Below are 21569 nucleotides of genomic sequence, written 5' to 3'. Positions count from 1 at the left end.
TCTATTATTATTTTAATCTATATGTATTAGAAAAAGTCCCCTTATGTAGGACTTTTTCTAATACACGAATAGATGCTATATTATCAAGCATTGCTCCTGATTCCATTCTATGTAGCTTTAATTTCCTAAAAGCGAAATCTACAACAAGTTGAAGAGCCTCTATTGTATAGCCCTTAGCATTATGCTCCTTATCTAAAGTAAATCCCGTATAACAGCTTTGGAGGTCTCCCCTAACAATTTGAGTTAATGAAATGTCTCCGATCAGTTTATCATTTTCTCTTAAAAAGATTCCAAAAGGATTACTTGCCCTTCAGCTTTCTTTTTTCATACTTGTTCAAGACGTATTTTTTGATGTTATTTTGTATAAAAAACTTTTGGGAGCAACCTGTTCGAAAAATTGATAAAGAATAAGCGATTGAAGGATGAAAACAGAAGACTACAAGGAAAACTGTATGAACAAATATAATGAAACAAGGCTCTTACTTTGTAGCGGTATCCACGAAGTAAGAGCCTTGTTTTTTCTACTCATTTTTTATATCAGTCTTGATTTTCCAATGGAAAGGCACAGAAAATCTACTACAGAAGTTGTGATGCCTCTAGGATTAACAAATTCTTTAAATTTCTGTGTACTACGTACAAGCCCTCTACTTTTGGCATGTGCCTCTAATTCAGCTCGAACTTGTATTGTATCCGGATTCATTTTTCTAAAGAATGTTCAGAATATTTACGAGCATTGATTTCAAGTTTTTAAAACTCATTTATTGTAACTGTAAAATGTGGCTTGAATTTTACTTCGATTGTTTTGTTTTCTACGCCACCTTGGACATATAATGAGTCATTACGGGTATAGATTCGTTTCGCCGAATGCATCTTGGTTTCAAAGATGCATTTATTTTTATAATACAAATTTAATTCAACAGTTTCCTCGTAATAACACATAATCATTACTAATTCAAAACCTAATTTATCTATTTTATTATATCTATATGCACCTGCACCTGGAATAAAATAATCTTCTGGTTCACTCTCGAATATTTCTAATAATTCATATTCATCATATTGTATATTCAATTTAACAACTCCTTACGTGAATGGGCTCAATCCACTTTATTTATAATATTCACGATTTATTAGGTACAACGGAAACAACATCACCATTATCATTCAATACGACTCTAACATCTTTCCCATCGTATTGCCATAGACCAGGTTTATTTCCAGGTTTTTTAGTAGCATGCTTAATTGTTTCTTCTACTACACTTGGTGTTACACCACGTGGATCAACTTTTTTTAATTCCTCCATGTATTCTTTTGATCCGAATGTGTAACCATTCCTTTCAGCTCTTTCGCGTGCACGCTTTGTAAGTTCTGCTCGAACCTGAATTGTATCAGGTGCCATTCTTTCAAGCGCATGTTCAGTATACTTACGCCCATCAATGACGCCGCCACCTCTTGGCATACTCCATCCAATCTCTTCAGTTACCTTTGATACTTTCCCTAAATCCTTCGCTTTTTGCTCTAACTCTCCATATTTACCAAATACTCGACCAATAACTTTAGGAGTGCCACCTACAACTGTAGAAACAGTTCCCCATACATAATCATTCGGCTCATATTTTCTGTCTGTGAAAAATTCTCTTCCATTATAAATTTGTAAACCTTGTTTAATTTGTCCAACAACTGGAATAAAATCAAGCGCCATAGATCCTAATTCATTCGTTCGCTTTTGTTCTTCCAGATATTCTTTCATTTTTTCAGGTGGTACACCAAAATCCTTAAGACGATTTGTTAAACCGTCCATGTTTCCGACATTTTTAGCTACGTTAGATGTATCAATTTTATATCCCGCAATCTTATTAGCGGAATCTAAAAGGTGGTTCGTAGCGTCGATACCTGACATGATATCTGTGTGAAGAGTTGGGAAGGCTTGTTGCGCTTCTTTAATGTGTGTAGAAACACTTCTTGTTAAGTCTTCGACCATCAAAGCTTGCTTATGTAAAGATTTAGCTGCTGTATCTACTGATTTAGCAAATTTATCTACACTTTTATTAAAGGTGTGTAAATCTTTAGCCATGGATTTATATGCGGGTATCCTACCCTTGAAATCTTCATGCCAATCTTTTATTTCTGTTGCAGTATCCTTTAATCCGTTTGCTTGTTTTTTTAATTCATCTTTCGGTAAGGAATCTATGAATCCTTTTATCGGTTGAACATATGCTTCATCTATTTCTACAGGAAAACCATAAGCCGCGTCTAGTTGTGCGGCAAAAATCTGTGCATATTGGTCCATGAATTCTGCCACGAGTTCTACTACTTGTTTTTTCGTTTCTGGTATCAAATCTTTAGCAGCTTGTACATTGTTAATCATTGTACCAGAGTCTTTTGTTGCTTTATCTAAAACCATAATACTATCTTTTAATAACATAAACTTATGGATTTTACTAAAATCATCCTCCATCATTTGCAAGTTCGTGAGGATAGATTGATATTTTACTTGTACATTTGGGTCAGCTTCTTTTGCGTTTATGTTATCAACTAAGCTTTGTATATGAGATCCTTTTAAAGTCGTTAGGAACTGATTCAAACTTTGTGTCAATTCGCTAGATTCTAGTATAGCCGTATCGATATTCTTCGCTTGATTAGCATCAGCTAAGCGTTTTGAGTGTTTTTGTATTAATTCTAGTCCGAATTTCAAATCGTTTACATCTTGACGAATCGCATCCATTTTATTGGATAAAGATTGATCAAACACAACTACAAATAGTTTTTTTACAACGTATGTCTTCCCGTTATAATTTACTCTAAACCATAACGGATCATCTTCTCCCACTACTTCAAGAACTTCATCGTCTCCAACTTGAATAGGATTATATCCTTTTAAAACTGTTCTTGAACCGTATATATTATGATCAAATGAATTAATTTTTACCCAGCCTTTGACCATCTTTCCTGTTCTGTCGAATTGAAACTGTTTACCTTTATAAGTTACATCACCTTTTTGAATTGCCCCTTCATCGTTTGCGAAGTACCAATGTGTAGCCTGCGGGAACCAGCCTTTTTGGGCTGCACCAGTTGTTCTATTAAAATAATAGTCCTTCCCGTCAACGGTATTCCATCCCACAGATAGATTACCATTTTTATCGAAGAGATAGGTATCATCCCCTGAACGTAATAATCCAGTATGTTTCACGCCTGCTTTGTCATAATAGTATTTCTTTTCTCCATCTACAACCCATCCAACCGATTCATTGTTTTTTATACCTGATGTTGCCATGATTGTTCTATATAAGAACACAGAAAATTGCTCTCTTGTGACAAGTCCATTTGGATTGAAATTACCACCACCAGTACCATTTGTGATTTTATTTCCAGCTAATATTTTGACATATTCGTTAGCCCAATGACCTTTCATATCCGTAAAGTCAAAATTACCTTGCGGTTTTAAATCGAATGTTCTGACAAGCACTGCAGCCATTTCAGCACGCGTCATATTATTTTTCGGATTGAATTGTTTCTCTACATTTACGCTAAATATGCCCCGTGCAGTAAGTGCCAAAATTTCCTTTTTAAAATTGCTGTCACCAATATCAACAAATGGATTATTTGTACTATCTTGCGGTTTTAAATATCGATACAAGAAAGCAGCAAGATGTTCGCGAATAATAGGATCCGTAGCACCGAAATATCCATTTCCGTATCCTGTTATAATCTTATTTTCAGCCATATACATCATTTCTTTATATGCCCAGTGGGTTTTAGGAACGTCAATAAAAGATGATGAATTCACTTGACCATTTTGTTCTGCATACGCTGTTCCTACTGTACTGAATAATAAAATACATATCACAGAACTTAAAAATAATTTCTTAATTGTATTCATAATAGATCTCCTATTCAATTTTTAAAAATATAATTGCAAAATTAGCACTTATTTTATCCTTCATTTACGGCGTCTTATATAATTATCAAATTTCTATTCATACTAATATTTCGCATAAGGACAACCTAAGTCATTCTGTCTAAACAATAATTAGTTCATAAGATGTTTCATGTTTTAAATGTAGTAGCCCGTTTATGGAACCTTCTTAATAAACAGTAAAACCAAGTTTTTTAATTTGAAAATCCCTTAGTCTAAAATTCGCATTATGTTGACGAGATCCATAATAATACTAATCTCCTTTCTCTTTGACGCGGCCTATTTGATTTAAAACTTCGACTTCCTTTGTAAACATTGGTGCATAGGTAGAAAGTAATTAAAATAATGATAATATAAGTCCTATGGTTTTCTTCATACTCGCATCTCCTTATCAATTCGTAAAAAACTTTTTAATTATATATTAGGTTTAATTAATATTAAAATAAAAAAATATAAATATGCATAATTGCATATTCACCTTCTCAATAGAGTGTACTCTATTGAGAAGGTTACAAGTTATTGATTTTAAAGGATTTAGAGTTTCTCAAATACACTTATCAAAATCGAAGCGTGGTATTTAATTTCAGAGTGGCCCTTGAAACCCATAATCGTTTCCGTACCCCTATAATGCTATTCATTTTTTTATACATTCCTATCCTGGGTGGGTTGCAGAGTTTCCGTTTTTTACTGAATTAGCCGAAAAACTGTATAAAATCCTGCATGCTCTTAGCGTGTTTTTTTCAAAAATGCTGGCCGTACCTCTCTTCAGGTGAAGCGCCTTAAATCATCTTTTCTTTATTTTCAAAAGGACCTGCTCATTTAATCCTTAAAAACATAAAGTAATTTGAATCCATTAAAATACATGAGTGACTCCTTATTTTTCTCCTACTCTTTAAAGGAGGAATTATTATGGGCTTTGGTGGTAGCTGCGGTGGCGGTTGTGGCTTTGCAGGAGGATTTGCTTTATTAGTTGTATTGTTTATTTTATTGATTATTGTTGGAGCTTCTTGCTTCTGCTAAAAACTATGGGAAAAGACACTCTTATTTGGGTGTCTTTTCTTTATGAATAGAAAGCACGCCTATTTCCGTAGGGGTAGTAAATGATAACCCCTATTACCATTTATTTAAATATTTCTAAGTTGATATTATATAATTTAGATATATTTAAATTGTATTTTTATTATATAAGTAGTGCAAAAGAAGTTAGACTTTGTTATCATGTTCTACGAATTAAAATTATTTCAAGGAGGATTTTTTGTGTTTGGTATATTAAAAAAACAATGTCGATTCAATAAAATGTCGGCAATATCGTTAGGGATTTTTGTGTTTTATATGATTTTAAAGCAACTTATCGCACTAGTTTATTTCATTAGTGATGAACAGTTTGGCGGGATGAGCATTTCGTTTGACGCAATTGATTTGTTAGTTGTTCTAATAATTTATTTTTATTATCGTAGATCTAAAGAGCCTTTTACAAATCAAAATAATTTTACGATGAGTTTGCCAAAAAGCTTACTTTTAGGTCTAGTACTAACTGTAGTATGTAAATCCCTACCGCTGTTACTAGCAGACTTTATAAGTTTTCAGTCATCTAATCAAGTTGAATTAGAAAGCCAAGTAACGTTACCCATTTTAGTCTTCGCATTTTCTATTGCTCTAGTAGCACCCATTGGTGAAGAAATTGTCTATCGTGGTGTTATACAGCATGGAATTTTTAAAAATTCCTGGTTAGGTGTACTTGTTTCTTCAGCTATTTTTGCAGGTATGCATGTTAGTCTTCTTTCTTTAGAAACAATTCCATATTTCCTTTTGGGAATTGGTTTAGGTTGTACTTATAAGTTAACCGGGCGTTTATATGTGGGAATTATAATGCACATGATTAATAATTCGCTAGCAGTGATTGCTATTTATTATTTTTAACTAAAAGAATAAGAGAGAATATGCTACAGGTGAATATTAAGAAAATTAATTTGTTAATATCTTAACTCTATTTCAGACCGAACCGTCCGGTCTGAAATATTAATTCAAGTCAGAAGACACCTTTGGGTGTCTTTTTTTCTGCATTAAAAAGCCCACCTATTTTCCTAGGTAGGCCTTTTTTGATTTTGCATTAGCACGATGATATTATAACAAAACTCCTTAATCCTCAAACTCCCTGATTGTTCTTCTTTAATATACTTAAGATGATTCTATATATACTAGTCTAAAGTACGAGCAGCTGCATAGAATGATCCAGAACCACCATTTCTGTGAGTAACTTTAAGCTTATATTTACCTTTTGGAAGAGTATTGTACGTATTTGTAAAACCCTTTCCTGCTGCTAACGATCCAGAACCAATAACATTACCTTTTGAGTCTTTTAAAGACCAATCAAGTGTACCTTTAGTATTGTTTGTCATATGAACTCTCATATCTGCTTTTTTTACATGCTCGAACGATACTTCTCTTTCACCATTTATCAGACTGAAATCATCTTTAAGTATTTGGGTACGTTGGATAATTGGTGCTGAATTTTTAGTATTATCTACACCTTCTGTACTTGCTGATGTTGCTCCAATCCCTCCAGTTAATACGATACCAGTTGTTAATGTTCCTACTACTAATTTCTTAAACATAATAAATCCCCCTTAAATATTTTTTATAACTTGCACCTTAAATGTATCACTTTTGTATCTTTTGTAAATATTTTCAATTTGTAGAAATATTTATTTAATTATTAACAATATTGGGATTACATTTTATCAAATGGAAAATAGAGGGATTTACAATGATATGTAATAATGCATAATAAATCAAGCAAATATCATGATATACTCTCAAAGAGCTGATACAAAATTTCTTTAGATTGGAAAACTAAAGTCTTATCTACCTAAAAGGAAGGCGCCTTATGGCGTCTTTTTTCTATTTTCAAAAGGACCTGCTCAATTAATTCTTAAAAACATAAGGTAAAGTGAACCCATTAAAATCCATGGAATGAACCCTAGTTTTACCCTCTAATCTAAAGGAGGCACTATTGTTATGGGATATGGTGGTAGTTGCGGCGAAGGCTGCGGTTTCGCTGGAGGATTCGCTTTATTAGTTGTATTGTTTATTTTATTAATCATTATCGGATGCAGTTGCTTCTGCTAAAAAACTATTGGAAAAGGCACCCTTATATGGGCGCCTTTTTGTATATTAAAAACCTCCCTATTTCCGTAGGCGGGCTAAATGTGATTTTGCACAATTGAGTTATAGCAAAATCATTTATATTGAAAGTAATGAAAATTAACTTAGTAATCCTAATACCTTAATAATCTCAATTATTTTATTATCTTTTATTTTGAAATAAAGCCTTTTCCCTATACGTTCACTAATTACAATATTTCCAAAGGCTAATTTACGCAAATGTTGTACAATCAAATCCTCTGTAATTCTTGTTTGCTTACTTAAATCAGAAACTGACAACGATCCATATGTAATCAATTTACAAACAATTGATAAGCGAGTAGAATTCCCTAATAACCCCAAAACTTTTATACTTTCGGTATAGAAACTAAAATCCATATAAAAAGCATGTAACAGATCTTCCAACCTCCTAAAATAAGATGAATATCAACCAAAATATCTTAACATAAAAATAGTAAAAAACACCCTAAAATATACCAAATATTCATTAAGAAAAATGATACTTGAATGGGAGTCCAATACATATTATTAAAATTAATGTGTATTGGACTTTCCATCCTCAATGAATGGAAAATAGAGATGCTTCAATTATGTACCGATCTGGAGCGTCTCCTATATAGTCAAAAGGATAACAAGTTGTTAATGTTAATGTTGGCTCACTTTTTTCTACAATAACTGTTCGATCTTCTGAATCTGTTATCCAATGCTTGTTAATTTCATATGTATATGTTTTATTTTCATATTCCACGATAAGTTGGTCATTTTCCTTTAATTGACCAAGCTCGGTAAAAACAGTATCTCTATGTCCACTTAAAACTGTATGACCATTTCCAGATGGTGTAGTAGTTAAGTCACTAACAAACATACCTACACCCTTTTTTAGTACTTTATCATCAGCTCCCCAATATATAGAGTATTTCTTTTGTATTTTAGGGATAATTAAATATGCTACTTTATCTCCTAACTGATGGTTTACCTTTGAAGCGGGAATTTGCACAGGTTCTTCAGGTTGTAATGAAGTGTCAATCTTTGTCTCTGTCTCTGTTTGATTGATGTTTTGCGTTTCATTTTCTTTAGAAGGTGTGGAGGTCTCATATTGTTTAGCCTCGTTAGTTGTTAACGACTCTGCTGATTGTCTAGCACTATACCATTCTAGAAAATAATAGGAAAAGATAGTAAGTCCAATAACAGTTAAACATAAGCCTATCCATTGTTTTTTATTCACTTTTATCACTCCATTTGAAAACGACAGGATTTCTCCTGCCGTTTTAAGGAACTATTTTATGCGTTTGTCTTTTTACGACGGAACATTAATACAGAACCAGCTAATGCTAATCCTAAGCTTGCTAACATCATTGTAACACCGTTTGATGCTGTATTAGGTAATTTTTCACCTTGTTTTTTCGTTTCTTTTTTCACAACTGTATTAGTATTTTTCTTTGTTTCTTTTGCAGTTGTTTGAGGCTTAGTTTGTTCTTGTGTAGTATTTGTTGTTTGGTTATTTTGTTTTGAATTCTCTTGCTTAGTGTTTTCTTGTTTAACAGGTTCTTGTTTAGTGTTTTCTTGTTTAGTATTTTCTTGTTTAGGTTGTTCTTGAGGTTTAGTAGTTTCTTTATTTTCTGTTGTAGTATTTGTGCTCTTTGGATATTTATAATCTTCACATGGAATGCCGTCTTTATCATTATCTAAACGGTGTGGATCATTTCCAACACCATATCCATTTTGATCCCAGAATGCTTGAGCATCTTGTTGACTTTTAAAATGGCCACAGTTTTTTGTATCATTAGGACTCTTAGCTGCAAATGCAGAAGAACTGTACCCCACTGTTAATAGTGTTACCGCTGTTGCTGAAGCTAATAATTTTTTCATAAATTTCTTTATCCCCCTAAATGGTATGTATTTACATTGAAATATTTTACATTTAAAAATCTAAAAATACAATAATAATTTGTAGATAAATGTAAGATTTCTAGATAATAATACCAAACTGTTAATCCATATATTGTCATATTATGTCGAAAGAAAATAAAAAAAGAGCCAAAGCTCTCTTTAATAACTAATACTAACCATAGTCACTATTCTCACAGTAATATGAATTTGATTTATCACAACAAATATATGTTGTTTGTTGGATAAATAATGGCCTTGATGAGGCGTTAACTGAAGTGGCATTTAACATCCTCAAATAAGAAAGTCCTTGTATCTCCCTGGTGTTAATCTAATTGTTTGTGGAGTTGTGGATTTAAATGGTCTACTAGTCAATGTGACGAACGCAGCAAATACAAAGCTAAAACTAAAACGAATAAGAGTCTTAGTGTGGTTAGTTGTAAAATTTTCAAATAGAGTAATTGTAGAGTTAGGTGGAATTTCAAGACTTGTAAGGTTAGTTTCTGATCCGAAAATTGTAAAGGTCTCTATAAAACTGTTGGTAGAGTTTGAAGAGTTACATGATTATCTTTATTGGAATCAAAATAAGCTTACACATCCAAACTATTGATAATAGCTAATATTTGATGATCTGTCCATTTGCCATTAATCCTTATATTTTCTTTCGCTATACCTTCTTTTTTAAACCCCACTTTTTCTAATACACGAATAGATGCTATACTATCAAGCATCGCTCCTGCTTCAATTCTATGTAGCTTTAATTCCCTAAAAGCAAAATCTACAACAAGTTGAAGAGCCTCTGTTGTATAGCCCTTTGCATTATGCTCCTTATCTAAAGTAAATCCCGTATAACAGCTTTGGAGGTCCCCCCTAACAATTTGAGTTAATGAAATGTCTCCGATAAGCTTATCATTTTCTCTTAAAAAGATTCCAAAAGGGTATACTTGCCCTTCAGCTGTCTTTTTTAGAGCTTGTTCAAGACGTATTTTTTGATGTTCTTCTGTATAAAAAACTTCTGGGAGCAACGGGCAAACTCGTTGAAAAAATTCGCGATTTCTAATATGTAAGTTAGCTAACTCGTTAGCATCAGCAGTTTTATAAAGCCGAATATAAATGTGCTTCCCTACTAGTTTCATAACATCCCTCCAACATTTTTATATGTCTAATGAGGCAAAAGTATACCGTATACTTTATACAGTTGGCTATTGTCAGGAATCATTTTGCACGAAAGAAAAGACACTCTATATGAGTGTCTTTTCCAATAGTTTTTAGCAGAAGCAAGAAGCTCCAACGATGATTAATAAAATGAATAACACAACTAATAAAGCAAAGCCTCCAGAAAAGCCACAACCGCCACAACTACCACCATAACCCATAATAGTTCCTCCTTTAGATAAGAGGGGAAAACTAAGGTTCACTCATGTATTTTAATGGATTCGTTTCATCTTATGTTTTTCCGCACTGATTGAGCAGGTCCTTTCGAAAACTATTCACATATTAACTATATTTTAAAAAATAAATAATTTAACTATATCAATAGATAGATGAATTAATATAATGTATTAATCCTAAAAGAAGGGAGGAATAGCCATGCAATTAGTTTGTTTTAAAATAGTAAGTGGTCAATATTTCTTATTTGTAGAAGGTATTCAAATTCCTGTACCAATTCCAGCAGTTGCTGCAGCTTTATTAATTGGTTTAGGAGTAATTCCACTTTGTTCTTAATGTAAAGAATTCGGACCATTCCTATCTTTCCATTGGAAAAGCCTCAAGTATATGAATACTTGAGGCTTTCTTTATATCAGAGAAAAAACACCTTACAGCGCTTGAAGATCTCCTGATTTAATTAATGCGGCCGTTACATCATCACCGAAAGTATTGAGACAGAATACTTGCTCGTCTACCTTATCCATCACTGTAGCTTCACCTATCTTGCCACCTTGAAGTTTAATAAAATAGTTATGTTCTTCTACAATTTTACTAAAATCTCTACTTGCCCATCTTTCAGTAATTGCTAATAGCTCTTCTTTGTTCTTGAAATTGTTTCCGTTTAGAATATTTCTTACTTTCTCTGCATTCTTTTTGGACATAGGGGTTGCTCCCTTTCCTTCACACGCTTTTACTTTTTGATGAGTCATGCTATGCATAGCTGAAATAACTTCTTCTTCAGTAGAAGTTACTGTAATGTGAAGTTGTGCATTTGAACCTTTCACTTCTGCTTCATTCGATAGTATGTCTTCTTTATTAACCTCTGCAAAAACATGGTCCTCACCCTTAAGCGGGACTTCAGCAAACTGTAATATTCCATAAGTCATACCAGTTGCAAGTACTACTCCCCCTATAATAGATGCTAGCCAATACTTTAGCTTCTTATCCATCTTCATTTCCCCCGTCTTCGTTTACATATCTTAACTAAAGAATACCATATTTAATTCCTTTTTATTGAAGAGTCTCTAATTTCTACTATTTAAAAATGATTATATCGTCTAATGTAATACGATATAATCATTTTATAATACAAAAAAACCCATATTCTCATTCCCTATTTTTTTGGAGGTGATTGTCTTGAATAAAAACATCAATCTACTTCTTCAAATAATAATTGGAATTATAATTATGATTGCACCTATTCTCATAACAGGATCTATATACGATGTCACTAAATCATTTGGTGAACTATTAGTGGCAGAACTTATTATAAGAACACTTTCTCTCATTATTGGACTTTTAGTTATTAGCACAGCTTTGCATCGTTATTCTCAATAATTATTCATGTTCAAAAAATACAAATATTTTACATACCAATTCTTATGTATTAAGACATCAAAAACAAGTGTTACGAAAAAAATATAAAAAAGACATCTTTTTTAGGGAAAGATGTCTTTTTTATATAAACCTTAATGTTCGTTCTGTAAAACCCTCGCTGCCTTTACTCCCTTTTTCTCTTCTTTTAAAAATAACGATATGATAAACGCAACAATTATAAAGACTAGCCCAAGTGTAAATGCACCTTGGAATCCGGATGTTAAACCGTTTAACTTCTCTACTGGATTCAGTGGATTTGCAGAGCTTTCCATATAGCTAGTTGTTCCTGAAGACATTTTCGATATGAATATAGCTGTACCAATTGCGCCAGCTACTTGTTGCAGTGTACTAAACAGTGCTGTTCCGTGCGGATATAAATCTGGTGTTAATTGATTTAAACCGTATGTTTGTGCTGTCATAACAAACATGAGTCCAACCATTAATACGCTATGCATAACAATAATTTGTACCATTGATGTATCAGGAGTAATGCCTTTAAATAAGAACATTGCTATCCCCACTAACACAATACCGGGAACGATAATAACTTTCGGACTAAATTTATCAAATAGTTTACCTGCGATTGGTCCCATTATGGCGCTAATAACACTTCCCGGAAGCATGATGATTCCTGATTTAAAAGCTGTAACGAGTAAAACTGTTTGCAGGAACATCGGTAATAAAGTCATCGTTGAAAATAACGACATCATCACAATGACGATTAATCCAATTGATAATGTAAACATCGGGACTTTAAATGCGCGTAATTCTAAAATTGGATTCTCAATTTTTAATTGTCGGACGACAAAAATACATAATGAGATAAGCCCAACAAGTAAAGTGCCATACACTTTCGCATCGGACCATCCTAAATCACCCGATGCACTAAAGCTATACACAAGTCCGCCAAATCCGAGTGTCGATAAAAGGATAGATGGATAATCTACTTTTGGCCTTGTTAACTCTGAAACATTTTGAATGTACTTCATTCCAATCATAATGGAAATGATCACGACAGGAATAACAATATAGAATAACCAGCGCCAATTTAGTGAGTCTACGATTACTCCAGATAATGTAGGACCAATTGCCGGAGCTGCCATCATCACAAGTGCGATTAATCCCATTGTGGCACCACGTTTTTCAGGTGGACAAATGATTAAAATCGTATTCATTAATAACGGTGTAATTAATCCCGTCGCTACAGCTTGGACGATACGGCCGACTAATAAAACAGAAAATGTCGGTGCGGATCCCGCAATTAATGTACCAGCTAAAAACGTTACCATAGCGATCAAAAACATTTGTCTCGTTGTGAGCCATTGCTGAAGTAACGCTGTAATTGGAACTAAAACCCCAACTACTAACATGTACGCTGTAGAAAGCCATTGAATCGTTGAAGCTGTTACGCCAAATTCTTTCATTAATACTGTTAACGCATTACCAAGTAATGTTTCATTTAATAATGCAACCATTGCCCCTAAAAGTAATGCAATTAAAATAGGGGTATGTTTCATATTAGAAGTATCAACTTTGCCACTTGCTGGGCTCTTAGTTGTCATATTCATTTGCAAATTCTCCTCCTGTTTCTTACTAAAAAACTTTAAATACACCAGAACACATGTAATATAATATACATATGTAGATTAAAAAGGGAGAATCAATTTTCAGCCACTGTATATTTAATCTACAAAAAAGGAGAATTGTAGATGAACGATAATGAAAAACAACTTGATTTACGCATTAGACGTACACATAAATTACTGTGGGATTCCTTATTTGAATTAATGACGCAATCAAAACAGAAATATAGTACGATCACGATTAACCAAATATGTGACCGTGCGATGGTACACCGAACAACCTTTTATAAACACTTCGAAGATAAAGATGCTTTATTAGCATTTGGATTTAAACGATACAGCAAGATGATTGCGGGAATACCGGTTTCAGATCGATTAAGTAAACCATTTCAAGTAATGGAACAATTTCTACACCATGAAGAAATCGGTAAAATATTAGAGACACAAATGTCTGATGAACAATTTATTAACCGGACACAGTATTTAAGTCACGAAACGAGAAAACAAGAAATAGAAGCGTTACATCAACTGCGCAAAAATCATACGATGCCAAATGATCTAATCATTGAATTTTATTCAGGGGCAATCACCTCATTAAGCGCATGGTGGTTTAAAAATGAAAGAAGCGTTTCTGCGGCTGAAATGGATAAGTATCTCCACCAACTTATTAACAGGGATATTTTTCAGTTTGAAGAGGAATAAGACTACACCTTTTCAATCATGCAATAAAGTGAAACTTTAATCAGTGGGGGGTTTTGTTCATCCCCCACTGATTATCAGCCCTCACCAATCGGACTTTTACGGACAGCCCGACCCCCACCTAACTTCTTTGCTTCCACTGAATTTTGAGGTGGGGGTCTTACTGCCCGTTAAAGCGGGATCAAATTGACCACAAAATAGGAATATGATATATTTTCCGTAGAATACTATATAAGTATGACATCAAATAAAATGGCATATAATAAAAAGAAGAGATGCGCTAACATCTCTTCCTTAACTGCTACCGTATAGGGTGGTGGTTATTACACGTTACTATTTTTTACGAAACCCACCCTTTTGCTTCCTACGGCGCGGAGTGGGTTTTTTGTTGTCCTTATCCAGAAGTTGCTTCCGCAAAAAATACGCTGAAACTTCACGTACAGTCGCTTTTACAAATTCTTTTACAAGGTCAAACAAAAACTCCATATTATCACCCCCTTTCCTTCCAAATGGAAAGAAGGGATAACCACCCACCCTCACAATATGCAGTTACATATATTTTATCAAATGATTGTAAAGATATTATGTAAACAAAACAAATGAAATTTTACATAGAAAAAAAGCCCTTCTAAACCGGGCTTTTCTATCATCATTATTTAGCGATCTTCTTCAAATCCGAACTTTCTATAATTGAAAGCATATCCACCTTTTATTAAGACGGACCATAACCAATAAGATGAGCAATTATAACTGCTATTAAACCGATCGAGTATTCAATTAGAATTAAAGGAAGAATCCACCTTGCCCACCTTGTCCATGAAATTCCTGCAATTGCTAATCCAGCCATTAGCGTACCACCTGTCGGAAAAATAATGTTTCCAATACCATCCGCGAATGAAAAGGATAATACAGCTGTTTGGCGTGTAATGTCCAATAAATCTGCAAGTGGCGCCATGATAGGCATTGTCAACATTGCATGACCACTACCTGATGCTAAAATAAAATGAATCGCTACTTGGAAGTTGTACATTCCAACAACACTTAAAAAAGGAGAAATATGTTCCATTCCTTCCGACACTTGATACAGTAGTGGGTCTATAATATGCCCTTGATTCAAGACAACTAAAATAGCGCGTGATACACCAATAATTAATGCGCCGCCGATTAAAGATGCCGATCCTTGTGTAAAAGATTCTACTGTATCATCAAGAGATATCTTGCCAAGAATTGCAATGATTATAGTTAAAATAATAAATAAGGCTGCAATTTCTTTTATATACCACTCGTACTTAATAACACCAAATACAAGAATAATATAATTGATTAAAAAGGCCGTTAATATCCATTTATGTCTTTTTGTTAACTCTACTTTCGCTGTTAGTAGGCTGTCTTGCTTGTTTGTATCGAATTTTCCGTAAATTCCGCTTGCAGGATCCCTCTTTACTTTCATCGCATGACGATAAACGAATGTAACAGCAATTACATATATGACTACGAATAAAACGAGGCGGAACCCCATCCCCGAATACATAGGAAGACCCGCTATCCCTTGAGCCAGCCCAACTGTAAACGGATTCATAATTGCCGTTGTAAATCCGACGGACGCTCCTACTAGTACCATCGCAGTTCCTGTTATCGTATCAAATCCAACCGCAAGAGCTAGCGGAATAAATAGAGGCACATACACTAAAGCTTCCTCAGCCATCCCCATTAATGACCCGCCAAGTGCAAAGAACAGCATGATAATAGGAATCATTAACTTTTCACGGTTAGCGAGTTTTTTTGCCATCGTTGAAACAAGAGCCTCAACTGTACCGGATGCCTTTAATACACCAAAAAAACCTCCGATAATAAGAATAAAAAAGATAATATTAGCAGCTTCTACCATACCTGTAGGAATAGATTTTACCGTATCAAAAAATCCAAGTGGCGTTGATTCAATCCATTTAAATGAATTTGGATCTACTGTTGTATACCCATTTTTTTCAATCTGTTCATATTTTCCGGCCGGCAATATATGTGTAATAACAGCCGCAATAACTAGCAAGACAAGTAACATTGCAAATACGTTTATTTTCCATTCTTTTCTTTCCTTTTTTTCTTCTGGCTCGAATGAAACTGCCTTCTCTGATACTTGACTCATATACCAATCCCCTTTGCAATAAAATGAAACGTTGATCAATGGGGGTTTTGTTCATCCCCCACTGATTATTACTTTTCCGGGCAGCCGGCAGTCTGGTTTCCCCACTACCATGACGTACCAAGCTATCCACCAATTCTTTTATTTATAACACGCTAGGATGTAACTACCTTTTTACTAATTTCATTTACAAATTGGTTAAATAAACGTTGCTGCAAGACATCCCTTTCCGACATCATTTCTGGATGCCATTGAACCGCTGCTACATAACGATGAGCTTTGGATTCAATAGCCTCTATCACACCATCAAAGGACCATGCGCTTGCCTCAAAATCTTTTCCTAATGTTTTCACTGCTTGATGGTGAAAAGAATTAACCATTAAAGATTTTTGGCCAATAGCCTCATAAATTTTCCCCTCTTCCAGAAGATCTACGGAATGAGAGCCCTGCCATTTACGGAACTGTTCTCGAACATGGAAATATTCTGGCCCCATCTCGTGCTCTAAGTCTTGATAAAGAGTTCCACCAGCTGCAACATTTAACACTTGTAATCCTCGGCAAATTCCTAAAATAGGAATATCTTTTTCTAAAGCCTGCTTTGCCAGATTTAATTCAAAATTATCTCGTTCTTCCTCTACAGTACCTATATATGCTTTTGGAATATCACCGTAATAAACAGGATTGATGTCCGCGCCACCCGCCAATAACAATCCATCTAATTGATTAAGTGTGGACTCAATTTGATCAACTTCCTCAATTGGAAGTAGAACAACCGTTGCACCTGCTCGTTGAATTGAACGAATGTAGTCATAAGAAAAGATAGCCATATCTTGACCTGGTAGCCCTCGTAAGCCCTCCTTCCCTATTTCACTATGATCAATATAATACCCAGTAACACCAATTAGTGGTTTCATTTTCTCTCACCTCATAATTTAAATGGTTTCGTTGTCTTTCTCTGTTGAAATTGTATACTCTTAACCCCCCTTTTCTAGCAAGTGGTAAAGAATTAAATATGTAAATTACGACTCTACTCATTTCCCTATTTCTTTACACACCATTGATATAAGCAAATATCGTGCCAACATTAAAATTTAAACAATTATTTACACATATTTAAATATTTTGTCACTTTATCGGTGTTTACTATGTTGAAATGTATTATAATTGGTTATTAAATGGTTACATAATAACCATTTAATAACCAACTTTAGACCAATTCCATTCAACTAAAGAGGTGCTCTATGAACAAATTTGAAACCAACCACATTGTATTGATCACCGTTTTAAAAGAAACACGAAAAGCCCTACATCAACAACTAACGGAGATGGTAGGTGATCTCATAGATATCGAAAGTTTTTCTGTAGAAGAAAGTATTCCAAAAGTATTTCATTCTACATTAATTGTATTACCGAATACATTTACGATAGAAACGGTGAAAGACTTTATTGGGGAAAACTGCGAAGTAATAATAGCAAAACGAACATTAAATTATGAAAACGTAGACCAGCTTTTATTTTTACCAGAAGGAACACAAGCCCTATATGTGAATGATAATCATAAAACAGTATACGAATCAATTGAAACGATGCGTCAATTGGGGCTGAACCATATTGAATATGTCCCATACTATCCTGGAAAAACGAATATACAAATGATCAAGCTCGCAATCACACCTGGCGAACTTGAAATTATCCCTGATTTTGTAGAAAAAGTAATTAATATTGGTCATAGATTAATAGATATTACGACAATCATGTCCATTCTAGATCGATTTCATTTAATGGAGGAATCAGGTAACCACGTTTCTGAGAGATACTATCGAAAAATAGTAGATTTAACAAAGAATTTAGCTAAAGCTCATCGACAACTTCATCAAGTTATTGATGGTGTTGGTGATGGCATACTAGCTATTGATTATGAAGGAAGAATTGTTGTCTTTAATGAATTTCTGGAAAGCATGCTGAAAATAAAAAGTAAAAACGCTATTGGTCATCCGATTGATGCCATTATTGATAATATCGATTTAGTGAACTTCATCCTTTCAAATAAGCAACAAGAAAGCGGAATATTTGTTGTAAACGGCTTGGATGTAATAGTGGAACGTCTACATATAAATGATCAATCGATTATTGTTACTTTTAGAAATGCCCTTAAGACCATCGGATTTGAACGGAAATTGAGAAAAGAATTTGTCAAAAAAGGTTATGTAGCAAAATACAATTTTCATAACATCGTTGGGATTAGCTCTACGATCCAAGACACGAAACAAATTGCCAAAAGGTTAGCTAAGACTGATTTAACTGTATTAATTGAAGGTGAAAGTGGTACTGGAAAAGAGTTGTTTGCAAGTGCTATTCATAATGCTTCCCAGCGAAATAGCGGCCCTTTTCTTGCTGTTAACTTCAGTGCTTTATCGGATGATTTAGTCGAGAGTGAATTATTTGGTTATGAAGACGGAGCGTTTACCGGAGCAAAAAAGGGCGGGAAAATGGGACTATTTGAACAAGCAAATGGTGGCACTATTTTTTTAGATGAGATTGGAGATATTAGTCTGAAACTTCAAGCACGACTCCTTCGAGTATTGCAGGAAAAAGAGATTATGCGTGTTGGCGGAAGCCAAATTATCCCGATAGACGTCCGAATTATTGCAGCAACCAATAAAGATCTACTAAAAATGATTCAAGAAGATGTGTTTAGAGAAGACTTATACCATCGGCTTAAAGTACTCTTTATACACCTTCCCGAATTAAGGGCGCGCCGAAATGACATTGAATTATTAGCTAAACATTTTGTTGCGCTATCGGACCCTAAAGTCAAAATTGAACAAGAACTAATTGAAGAACTGCAAGGATATCCATGGTACGGAAATGTACGAGAACTTAAAAATACGATAGATTATATGCTTGCTGTCCGTACCGGAAACCAAATAACAAAAAATGATTTGCCTAATCAACATTACTTTCAAAAGCCTCCACATAAGAAAACAGATAGTGATCAGGCAGAAAATATTACACCCTTTTCTTCAAGTTCAAACGCTCTTGATCAAGAATCCCTTTTCATCCTTACCCTCATCATGAATTATGAAGAAAAAGGAAAAGCAATCGGAAGAAGAATTATTTCTGAAAAGAGCCAAGAAGTCGAAATGAAATTAACTGAGGCACAGGTAAGACACCGATTGAACTTCCTGAAAATGAAAGGGTATGTGGAAATAAAAAGAGGTAGAGCAGGGATTCATCTAACAAGAAAAGGGTTGGAGATTCTACGTAATCTTTAGTCAAAGTTCGGATTTTCAGATACATATAGGCTGTTTTATAAACAGCCTTTTTTTGATGGAATAAAACGTCGATAAATTTAAGTTACAAATATTCAGAATTAATATTAAAATGAAGAATGGGGATAGGGGTATGGGATTTAAAAATTTATACATAACGAGGGAATAGAAATGAAACTACAATTAAAAGCGGATTTAGGGCTACTACTAGTTACATTCTTCTGGGGTGCATCGATCTTACTTACAAAGGTTGGACTCGAAGGCATCGAAGAATACAACTTAATCGCATTACGATTTATTATTGCCTTTCTTTTATCAGGTTTAATATTTTACAAACATTTATTCAAAGTCGATTTTAAAACTGTAAAATACGCATTTATACTCGCTTCTGTCTTATTTATCGTTTACATTTTCGCAACTTTCGGTACAAAGTACACGAGTGTTTCTAATGCTGGTTTCTTACTATGTCTCACAGTCATTTTCATTCCGATCTTATCAGCTATATTTTTAAAACACATTCCAGAAAAGAAAGTGATAGTAGGAATCATTTTAACGATAATAGGAATCGGCTTATTAACATTAACGAGCGAATTCAAGATCGGTAATGGCGATATATTTTGCATACTGTCTGCCTTATTTTATGCCATTCACGTCATCATCACTGGCAGCGTAACGAAACATGTGAATTCAATCGCACTTGGCGTCATACAACTCGGCTTCGTCGGCCTATTTAGTCTTATTTTTTCATTCATTATTGAAACACCCAAACTGCCTAGCACAACCAACTCATGGCTCATCATCCTAGCCTTAAGCATATTTTGCACCGCAGTCGCTTTCATCGTGCAAGTAATCGCCCAGCAATACACGACGCCTACACATACCGGACTTATTTTCTCATTAGAACCTGTCTTTTCCGCAGGCTTCGCTTTCGTTTTCACAGGTGAAACGCTTACTGGAAAAGGATATTTGGGTGCGACGCTTATATTAGTAAGTGTGTTGATTGCTGAGGTGGATTTTAAGGGATTGTTGCGGGTTAATTATAAGAAGAATATGGAATAGTTATTTCGCTAAATTACATAAACATACCCCGAAAATATTCGTTTGTATTATTTTCATCCTCTTACCTTAATTTTTTCAGATGCTACCTTCGAATAAGGTAGCATCTAAAATATGTTACAAGGAATTATTATATTTATGTAGCCTGCATAGTTAACCTTTTCTACATTACTTACTGCACATAGTCATACAGATTTTTCGCTAACAACAAACAAGTTACTGTAATGAAAAGGGCACGAACATACCCACTTCCTTTTTTTATAGCAAATTTGGAGCCAACAATCCCTCCAGCAATTTGAGCAATCCCCATTATAAGACCATACGCATAGTTTACTTGCCCTACACACATAAACATCAACAACGCACCAACATTACTTCCTAAATTAAGAAACTTCGCATTACCTGCTGCTTTTAAAAAATCATACCCAATAAATAAAAGAGCAAACATTAAAAATGAACCTGTGCCAGGACCTAGAAATCCATCATAAAAACCAATAGCAAAAATAAAAAAGGTAAAAATAATGACGTGTCGACCAGATAATTTCTTATGAGTAGAAATACTACCCCAATCCTTTTTAAATATCGTATAAATAGCGACTGCACCAAGCATTACCAGCATCAATGGCTTCAGTACTTCTGGGTTCATTAAATGAACGGTCCATGCCCCTATTATGGAACCTATGAAAGTGAGTGGAACTAATTTAAACGCCGATTTCAAATCAAGATTACCAGAACGATAAAACACAATATTACTAGTTGCACACCCCATTGTCGACGCTAGTTTATTCGTAGCTACTGCACTTGCTGGATTCAGTCCTGTAAATAATAAAGCTGGTAAAGCAATGAGTCCACCACCACCTACCACTGAATCAATAAATGCAGCTAAAAATCCAAAAGCAATCAAAATAATTAATACGGATGGGTCTAAAGAAAACTCCATACTATTAACCTCCCCTTTAGTCACTATCAGAATAGTAACTAATAATTTGCTAAATGTAAAGAGTTATTGTAACGTTAAAATATAAAAGCAAACATCGGAGGAAAAA

General features: G+C 34.2%; 22 protein-coding genes and 1 pseudogene. 8 read left to right on the top strand and 15 right to left on the bottom strand.

Translation table 11 applies throughout. The features are described 5' to 3' along the window. Positions 1-7 precede the first annotated feature (7 nt). The 3 genes and pseudogenes from BHV55_RS05135 to BHV55_RS05125 all read right to left on the bottom strand — a co-directional run. Positions 8-387 (bottom strand): annotated as a pseudogene (locus tag BHV55_RS05135) (GNAT family N-acetyltransferase); the annotation flags it as partial. Positions 388-747: 360 nt separating this feature from the next. After that, positions 748-1071, bottom strand: a complete 324-nt coding sequence (locus BHV55_RS05130) for a hypothetical protein (protein ID WP_001025896.1) — start codon at positions 1069-1071, stop codon at positions 748-750. A 49-nt stretch (positions 1072-1120) separates the two neighbouring features. After that, entirely contained in the window at positions 1121-3880 is a 2760-nt protein-coding gene (locus BHV55_RS05125; protein WP_083320165.1) for an S-layer homology domain-containing protein, read from the bottom strand. Positions 3881-4825: 945 nt separating this feature from the next. On the opposite strand from BHV55_RS05125, the gene BHV55_RS05120 reads away from it, so the two are divergent. Both BHV55_RS05120 and BHV55_RS05115 read left to right on the top strand, forming a co-directional pair. Beyond that, positions 4826-4936: a YjcZ family sporulation protein gene (locus BHV55_RS05120; RefSeq protein ID WP_000505681.1), complete on the top strand. Its 111-nt coding sequence runs from the start codon at positions 4826-4828 to the stop codon at positions 4934-4936. Positions 4937-5173: 237 nt separating this feature from the next. After that, complete coding sequence (locus BHV55_RS05115; protein ID WP_000467045.1) at positions 5174-5836, top strand: CPBP family intramembrane glutamic endopeptidase; 663 nt, start codon at positions 5174-5176, stop codon at positions 5834-5836. Positions 5837-6114: 278 nt separating this feature from the next. Here the strand turns inward: BHV55_RS05115 and BHV55_RS05110 are convergent, their stop codons facing one another. After that, the gene (locus BHV55_RS05110; RefSeq protein ID WP_000473854.1) at positions 6115-6531 is read right to left on the bottom strand and encodes a hypothetical protein; all 417 of its coding nucleotides are present in this window, start codon (positions 6529-6531) and stop codon (positions 6115-6117) included. A 403-nt stretch (positions 6532-6934) separates the two neighbouring features. Between BHV55_RS05110 and BHV55_RS05105 the strand changes: the two genes are divergently transcribed. Beyond that, on the top strand, positions 6935-7045 hold the full coding sequence (locus tag BHV55_RS05105) for a YjcZ family sporulation protein (protein ID WP_000540371.1): 111 nt from the start codon (positions 6935-6937) through the stop codon (positions 7043-7045). Between the two features lie 135 nt (positions 7046-7180). Here the strand turns inward: BHV55_RS05105 and BHV55_RS05100 are convergent, their stop codons facing one another. From BHV55_RS05100 to BHV55_RS05080, 5 genes are all read right to left on the bottom strand, one after another. Then, on the bottom strand, positions 7181-7459 hold the full coding sequence (locus tag BHV55_RS05100; protein ID WP_070757265.1) for an ArsR/SmtB family transcription factor: 279 nt from the start codon (positions 7457-7459) through the stop codon (positions 7181-7183). A 181-nt stretch (positions 7460-7640) separates the two neighbouring features. Then, on the bottom strand, positions 7641-8306 hold the full coding sequence (locus tag BHV55_RS05095) for a class D sortase (RefSeq protein ID WP_070757266.1): 666 nt from the start codon (positions 8304-8306) through the stop codon (positions 7641-7643). Positions 8307-8362: 56 nt separating this feature from the next. Continuing rightward, positions 8363-8950 carry an excalibur calcium-binding domain-containing protein gene (locus BHV55_RS05090; protein WP_000734537.1) on the bottom strand — a complete coding sequence of 196 codons (588 nt, stop codon included), beginning with the start codon at positions 8948-8950 and terminating at the stop codon, positions 8363-8365. Positions 8951-9558: 608 nt separating this feature from the next. Then, positions 9559-10104: a GNAT family N-acetyltransferase gene (locus BHV55_RS05085; protein ID WP_000779765.1), complete on the bottom strand. Its 546-nt coding sequence runs from the start codon at positions 10102-10104 to the stop codon at positions 9559-9561. 132 nt (positions 10105-10236) lie between these two features. Beyond that, positions 10237-10344: a YjcZ family sporulation protein gene (locus BHV55_RS05080; RefSeq protein ID WP_000540375.1), complete on the bottom strand. Its 108-nt coding sequence runs from the start codon at positions 10342-10344 to the stop codon at positions 10237-10239. A gap of 214 nt (positions 10345-10558) precedes the next feature. Between BHV55_RS05080 and BHV55_RS27645 the strand changes: the two genes are divergently transcribed. After that, on the top strand, positions 10559-10693 hold the full coding sequence (locus BHV55_RS27645; protein WP_001177693.1) for a hypothetical protein: 135 nt from the start codon (positions 10559-10561) through the stop codon (positions 10691-10693). A gap of 92 nt (positions 10694-10785) precedes the next feature. Here BHV55_RS27645 and BHV55_RS05075 read toward each other — a convergent pair whose 3' ends face one another. After that, entirely contained in the window at positions 10786-11346 is a 561-nt protein-coding gene (locus BHV55_RS05075; RefSeq protein ID WP_070757267.1) for a PRK06770 family protein, read from the bottom strand. Positions 11347-11533: 187 nt separating this feature from the next. Between BHV55_RS05075 and BHV55_RS05070 the strand changes: the two genes are divergently transcribed. Then, entirely contained in the window at positions 11534-11734 is a 201-nt protein-coding gene (locus tag BHV55_RS05070) for a hypothetical protein (protein WP_001038824.1), read from the top strand. A gap of 131 nt (positions 11735-11865) precedes the next feature. Here the strand turns inward: BHV55_RS05070 and BHV55_RS05065 are convergent, their stop codons facing one another. Beyond that, positions 11866-13341 (bottom strand): MDR family MFS transporter, encoded by a 1476-nt coding sequence (locus tag BHV55_RS05065; RefSeq protein ID WP_070757268.1) that lies wholly within the window; start codon positions 13339-13341, stop codon positions 11866-11868. Between the two features lie 141 nt (positions 13342-13482). Here BHV55_RS05065 and BHV55_RS05060 point away from each other — a divergent pair, with 141 nt between their 5' ends. Next, positions 13483-14058: a TetR/AcrR family transcriptional regulator gene (locus tag BHV55_RS05060; protein ID WP_000999310.1), complete on the top strand. Its 576-nt coding sequence runs from the start codon at positions 13483-13485 to the stop codon at positions 14056-14058. A 330-nt stretch (positions 14059-14388) separates the two neighbouring features. Here BHV55_RS05060 and BHV55_RS05055 read toward each other — a convergent pair whose 3' ends face one another. The 3 genes from BHV55_RS05055 to BHV55_RS05045 form a co-directional block, all read right to left on the bottom strand. Then, complete coding sequence (locus BHV55_RS05055) at positions 14389-14541, bottom strand: hypothetical protein (protein ID WP_000394754.1); 153 nt, start codon at positions 14539-14541, stop codon at positions 14389-14391. Between the two features lie 226 nt (positions 14542-14767). Beyond that, positions 14768-16198, bottom strand: coding sequence for a YfcC family protein (locus BHV55_RS05050; protein ID WP_000084616.1), 1431 nt, complete (start codon positions 16196-16198; stop codon positions 14768-14770). A gap of 152 nt (positions 16199-16350) precedes the next feature. Further along, positions 16351-17109: a gamma-glutamyl-gamma-aminobutyrate hydrolase family protein gene (locus BHV55_RS05045; protein WP_070757269.1), complete on the bottom strand. Its 759-nt coding sequence runs from the start codon at positions 17107-17109 to the stop codon at positions 16351-16353. Between the two features lie 327 nt (positions 17110-17436). On the opposite strand from BHV55_RS05045, the gene BHV55_RS05040 reads away from it, so the two are divergent. Beyond that, a complete protein-coding gene (locus BHV55_RS05040) occupies positions 17437-19470 on the top strand; it encodes a sigma 54-interacting transcriptional regulator (RefSeq protein ID WP_070757270.1) in 2034 nt (677 codons plus the stop codon). A gap of 168 nt (positions 19471-19638) precedes the next feature. Next, on the top strand, positions 19639-20526 hold the full coding sequence (locus BHV55_RS05035) for a DMT family transporter (RefSeq protein ID WP_070757271.1): 888 nt from the start codon (positions 19639-19641) through the stop codon (positions 20524-20526). Positions 20527-20695: 169 nt separating this feature from the next. Here BHV55_RS05035 and BHV55_RS05030 read toward each other — a convergent pair whose 3' ends face one another. Beyond that, complete coding sequence (locus BHV55_RS05030; protein ID WP_070757272.1) at positions 20696-21463, bottom strand: TSUP family transporter; 768 nt, start codon at positions 21461-21463, stop codon at positions 20696-20698. Positions 21464-21569 lie beyond the last annotated feature (106 nt).

This window comes from Bacillus sp. RZ2MS9, from assembly GCF_001816185.2.
GTDB lineage: Bacteria > Bacillota > Bacilli > Bacillales > Bacillaceae_G > Bacillus_A > Bacillus_A cereus.
This window is presented reverse-complemented; position numbering and strand designations above follow the sequence as displayed.

What these genes read in the sequence shown, in the direction of transcription:
- BHV55_RS05125 (WP_083320165.1), bottom strand. Translation starts at nt 3,880, where the DNA reads ATGAATACAATTAAGAAATTATTTTTAAGTTCTGTGATATGTATTTTA.
- BHV55_RS05120 (WP_000505681.1), top strand. Translation starts at nt 4,826, where the DNA reads ATGGGCTTTGGTGGTAGCTGCGGTGGCGGTTGTGGCTTTGCAGGAGGA.
- BHV55_RS05110 (WP_000473854.1), bottom strand. Translation starts at nt 6,531, where the DNA reads ATGTTTAAGAAATTAGTAGTAGGAACATTAACAACTGGTATCGTATTA.
- BHV55_RS05105 (WP_000540371.1), top strand. Translation starts at nt 6,935, where the DNA reads ATGGGATATGGTGGTAGTTGCGGCGAAGGCTGCGGTTTCGCTGGAGGA.
- BHV55_RS05100 (WP_070757265.1), bottom strand. Translation starts at nt 7,459, where the DNA reads ATGGATTTTAGTTTCTATACCGAAAGTATAAAAGTTTTGGGGTTATTA.
- BHV55_RS05090 (WP_000734537.1), bottom strand. Translation starts at nt 8,950, where the DNA reads ATGAAAAAATTATTAGCTTCAGCAACAGCGGTAACACTATTAACAGTG.
- BHV55_RS05085 (WP_000779765.1), bottom strand. Translation starts at nt 10,104, where the DNA reads ATGAAACTAGTAGGGAAGCACATTTATATTCGGCTTTATAAAACTGCT.
- BHV55_RS05080 (WP_000540375.1), bottom strand. Translation starts at nt 10,344, where the DNA reads ATGGGTTATGGTGGTAGTTGTGGCGGTTGTGGCTTTTCTGGAGGCTTT.
- BHV55_RS27645 (WP_001177693.1), top strand. Translation starts at nt 10,559, where the DNA reads ATGCAATTAGTTTGTTTTAAAATAGTAAGTGGTCAATATTTCTTATTT.
- BHV55_RS05075 (WP_070757267.1), bottom strand. Translation starts at nt 11,346, where the DNA reads ATGGATAAGAAGCTAAAGTATTGGCTAGCATCTATTATAGGGGGAGTA.
- BHV55_RS05065 (WP_070757268.1), bottom strand. Translation starts at nt 13,341, where the DNA reads ATGAATATGACAACTAAGAGCCCAGCAAGTGGCAAAGTTGATACTTCT.
- BHV55_RS05060 (WP_000999310.1), top strand. Translation starts at nt 13,483, where the DNA reads ATGAACGATAATGAAAAACAACTTGATTTACGCATTAGACGTACACAT.
- BHV55_RS05055 (WP_000394754.1), bottom strand. Translation starts at nt 14,541, where the DNA reads ATGGAGTTTTTGTTTGACCTTGTAAAAGAATTTGTAAAAGCGACTGTA.
- BHV55_RS05050 (WP_000084616.1), bottom strand. Translation starts at nt 16,198, where the DNA reads ATGAGTCAAGTATCAGAGAAGGCAGTTTCATTCGAGCCAGAAGAAAAA.
- BHV55_RS05045 (WP_070757269.1), bottom strand. Translation starts at nt 17,109, where the DNA reads ATGAAACCACTAATTGGTGTTACTGGGTATTATATTGATCATAGTGAA.
- BHV55_RS05040 (WP_070757270.1), top strand. Translation starts at nt 17,437, where the DNA reads ATGAACAAATTTGAAACCAACCACATTGTATTGATCACCGTTTTAAAA.
- BHV55_RS05035 (WP_070757271.1), top strand. Translation starts at nt 19,639, where the DNA reads ATGAAACTACAATTAAAAGCGGATTTAGGGCTACTACTAGTTACATTC.
- BHV55_RS05030 (WP_070757272.1), bottom strand. Translation starts at nt 21,463, where the DNA reads ATGGAGTTTTCTTTAGACCCATCCGTATTAATTATTTTGATTGCTTTT.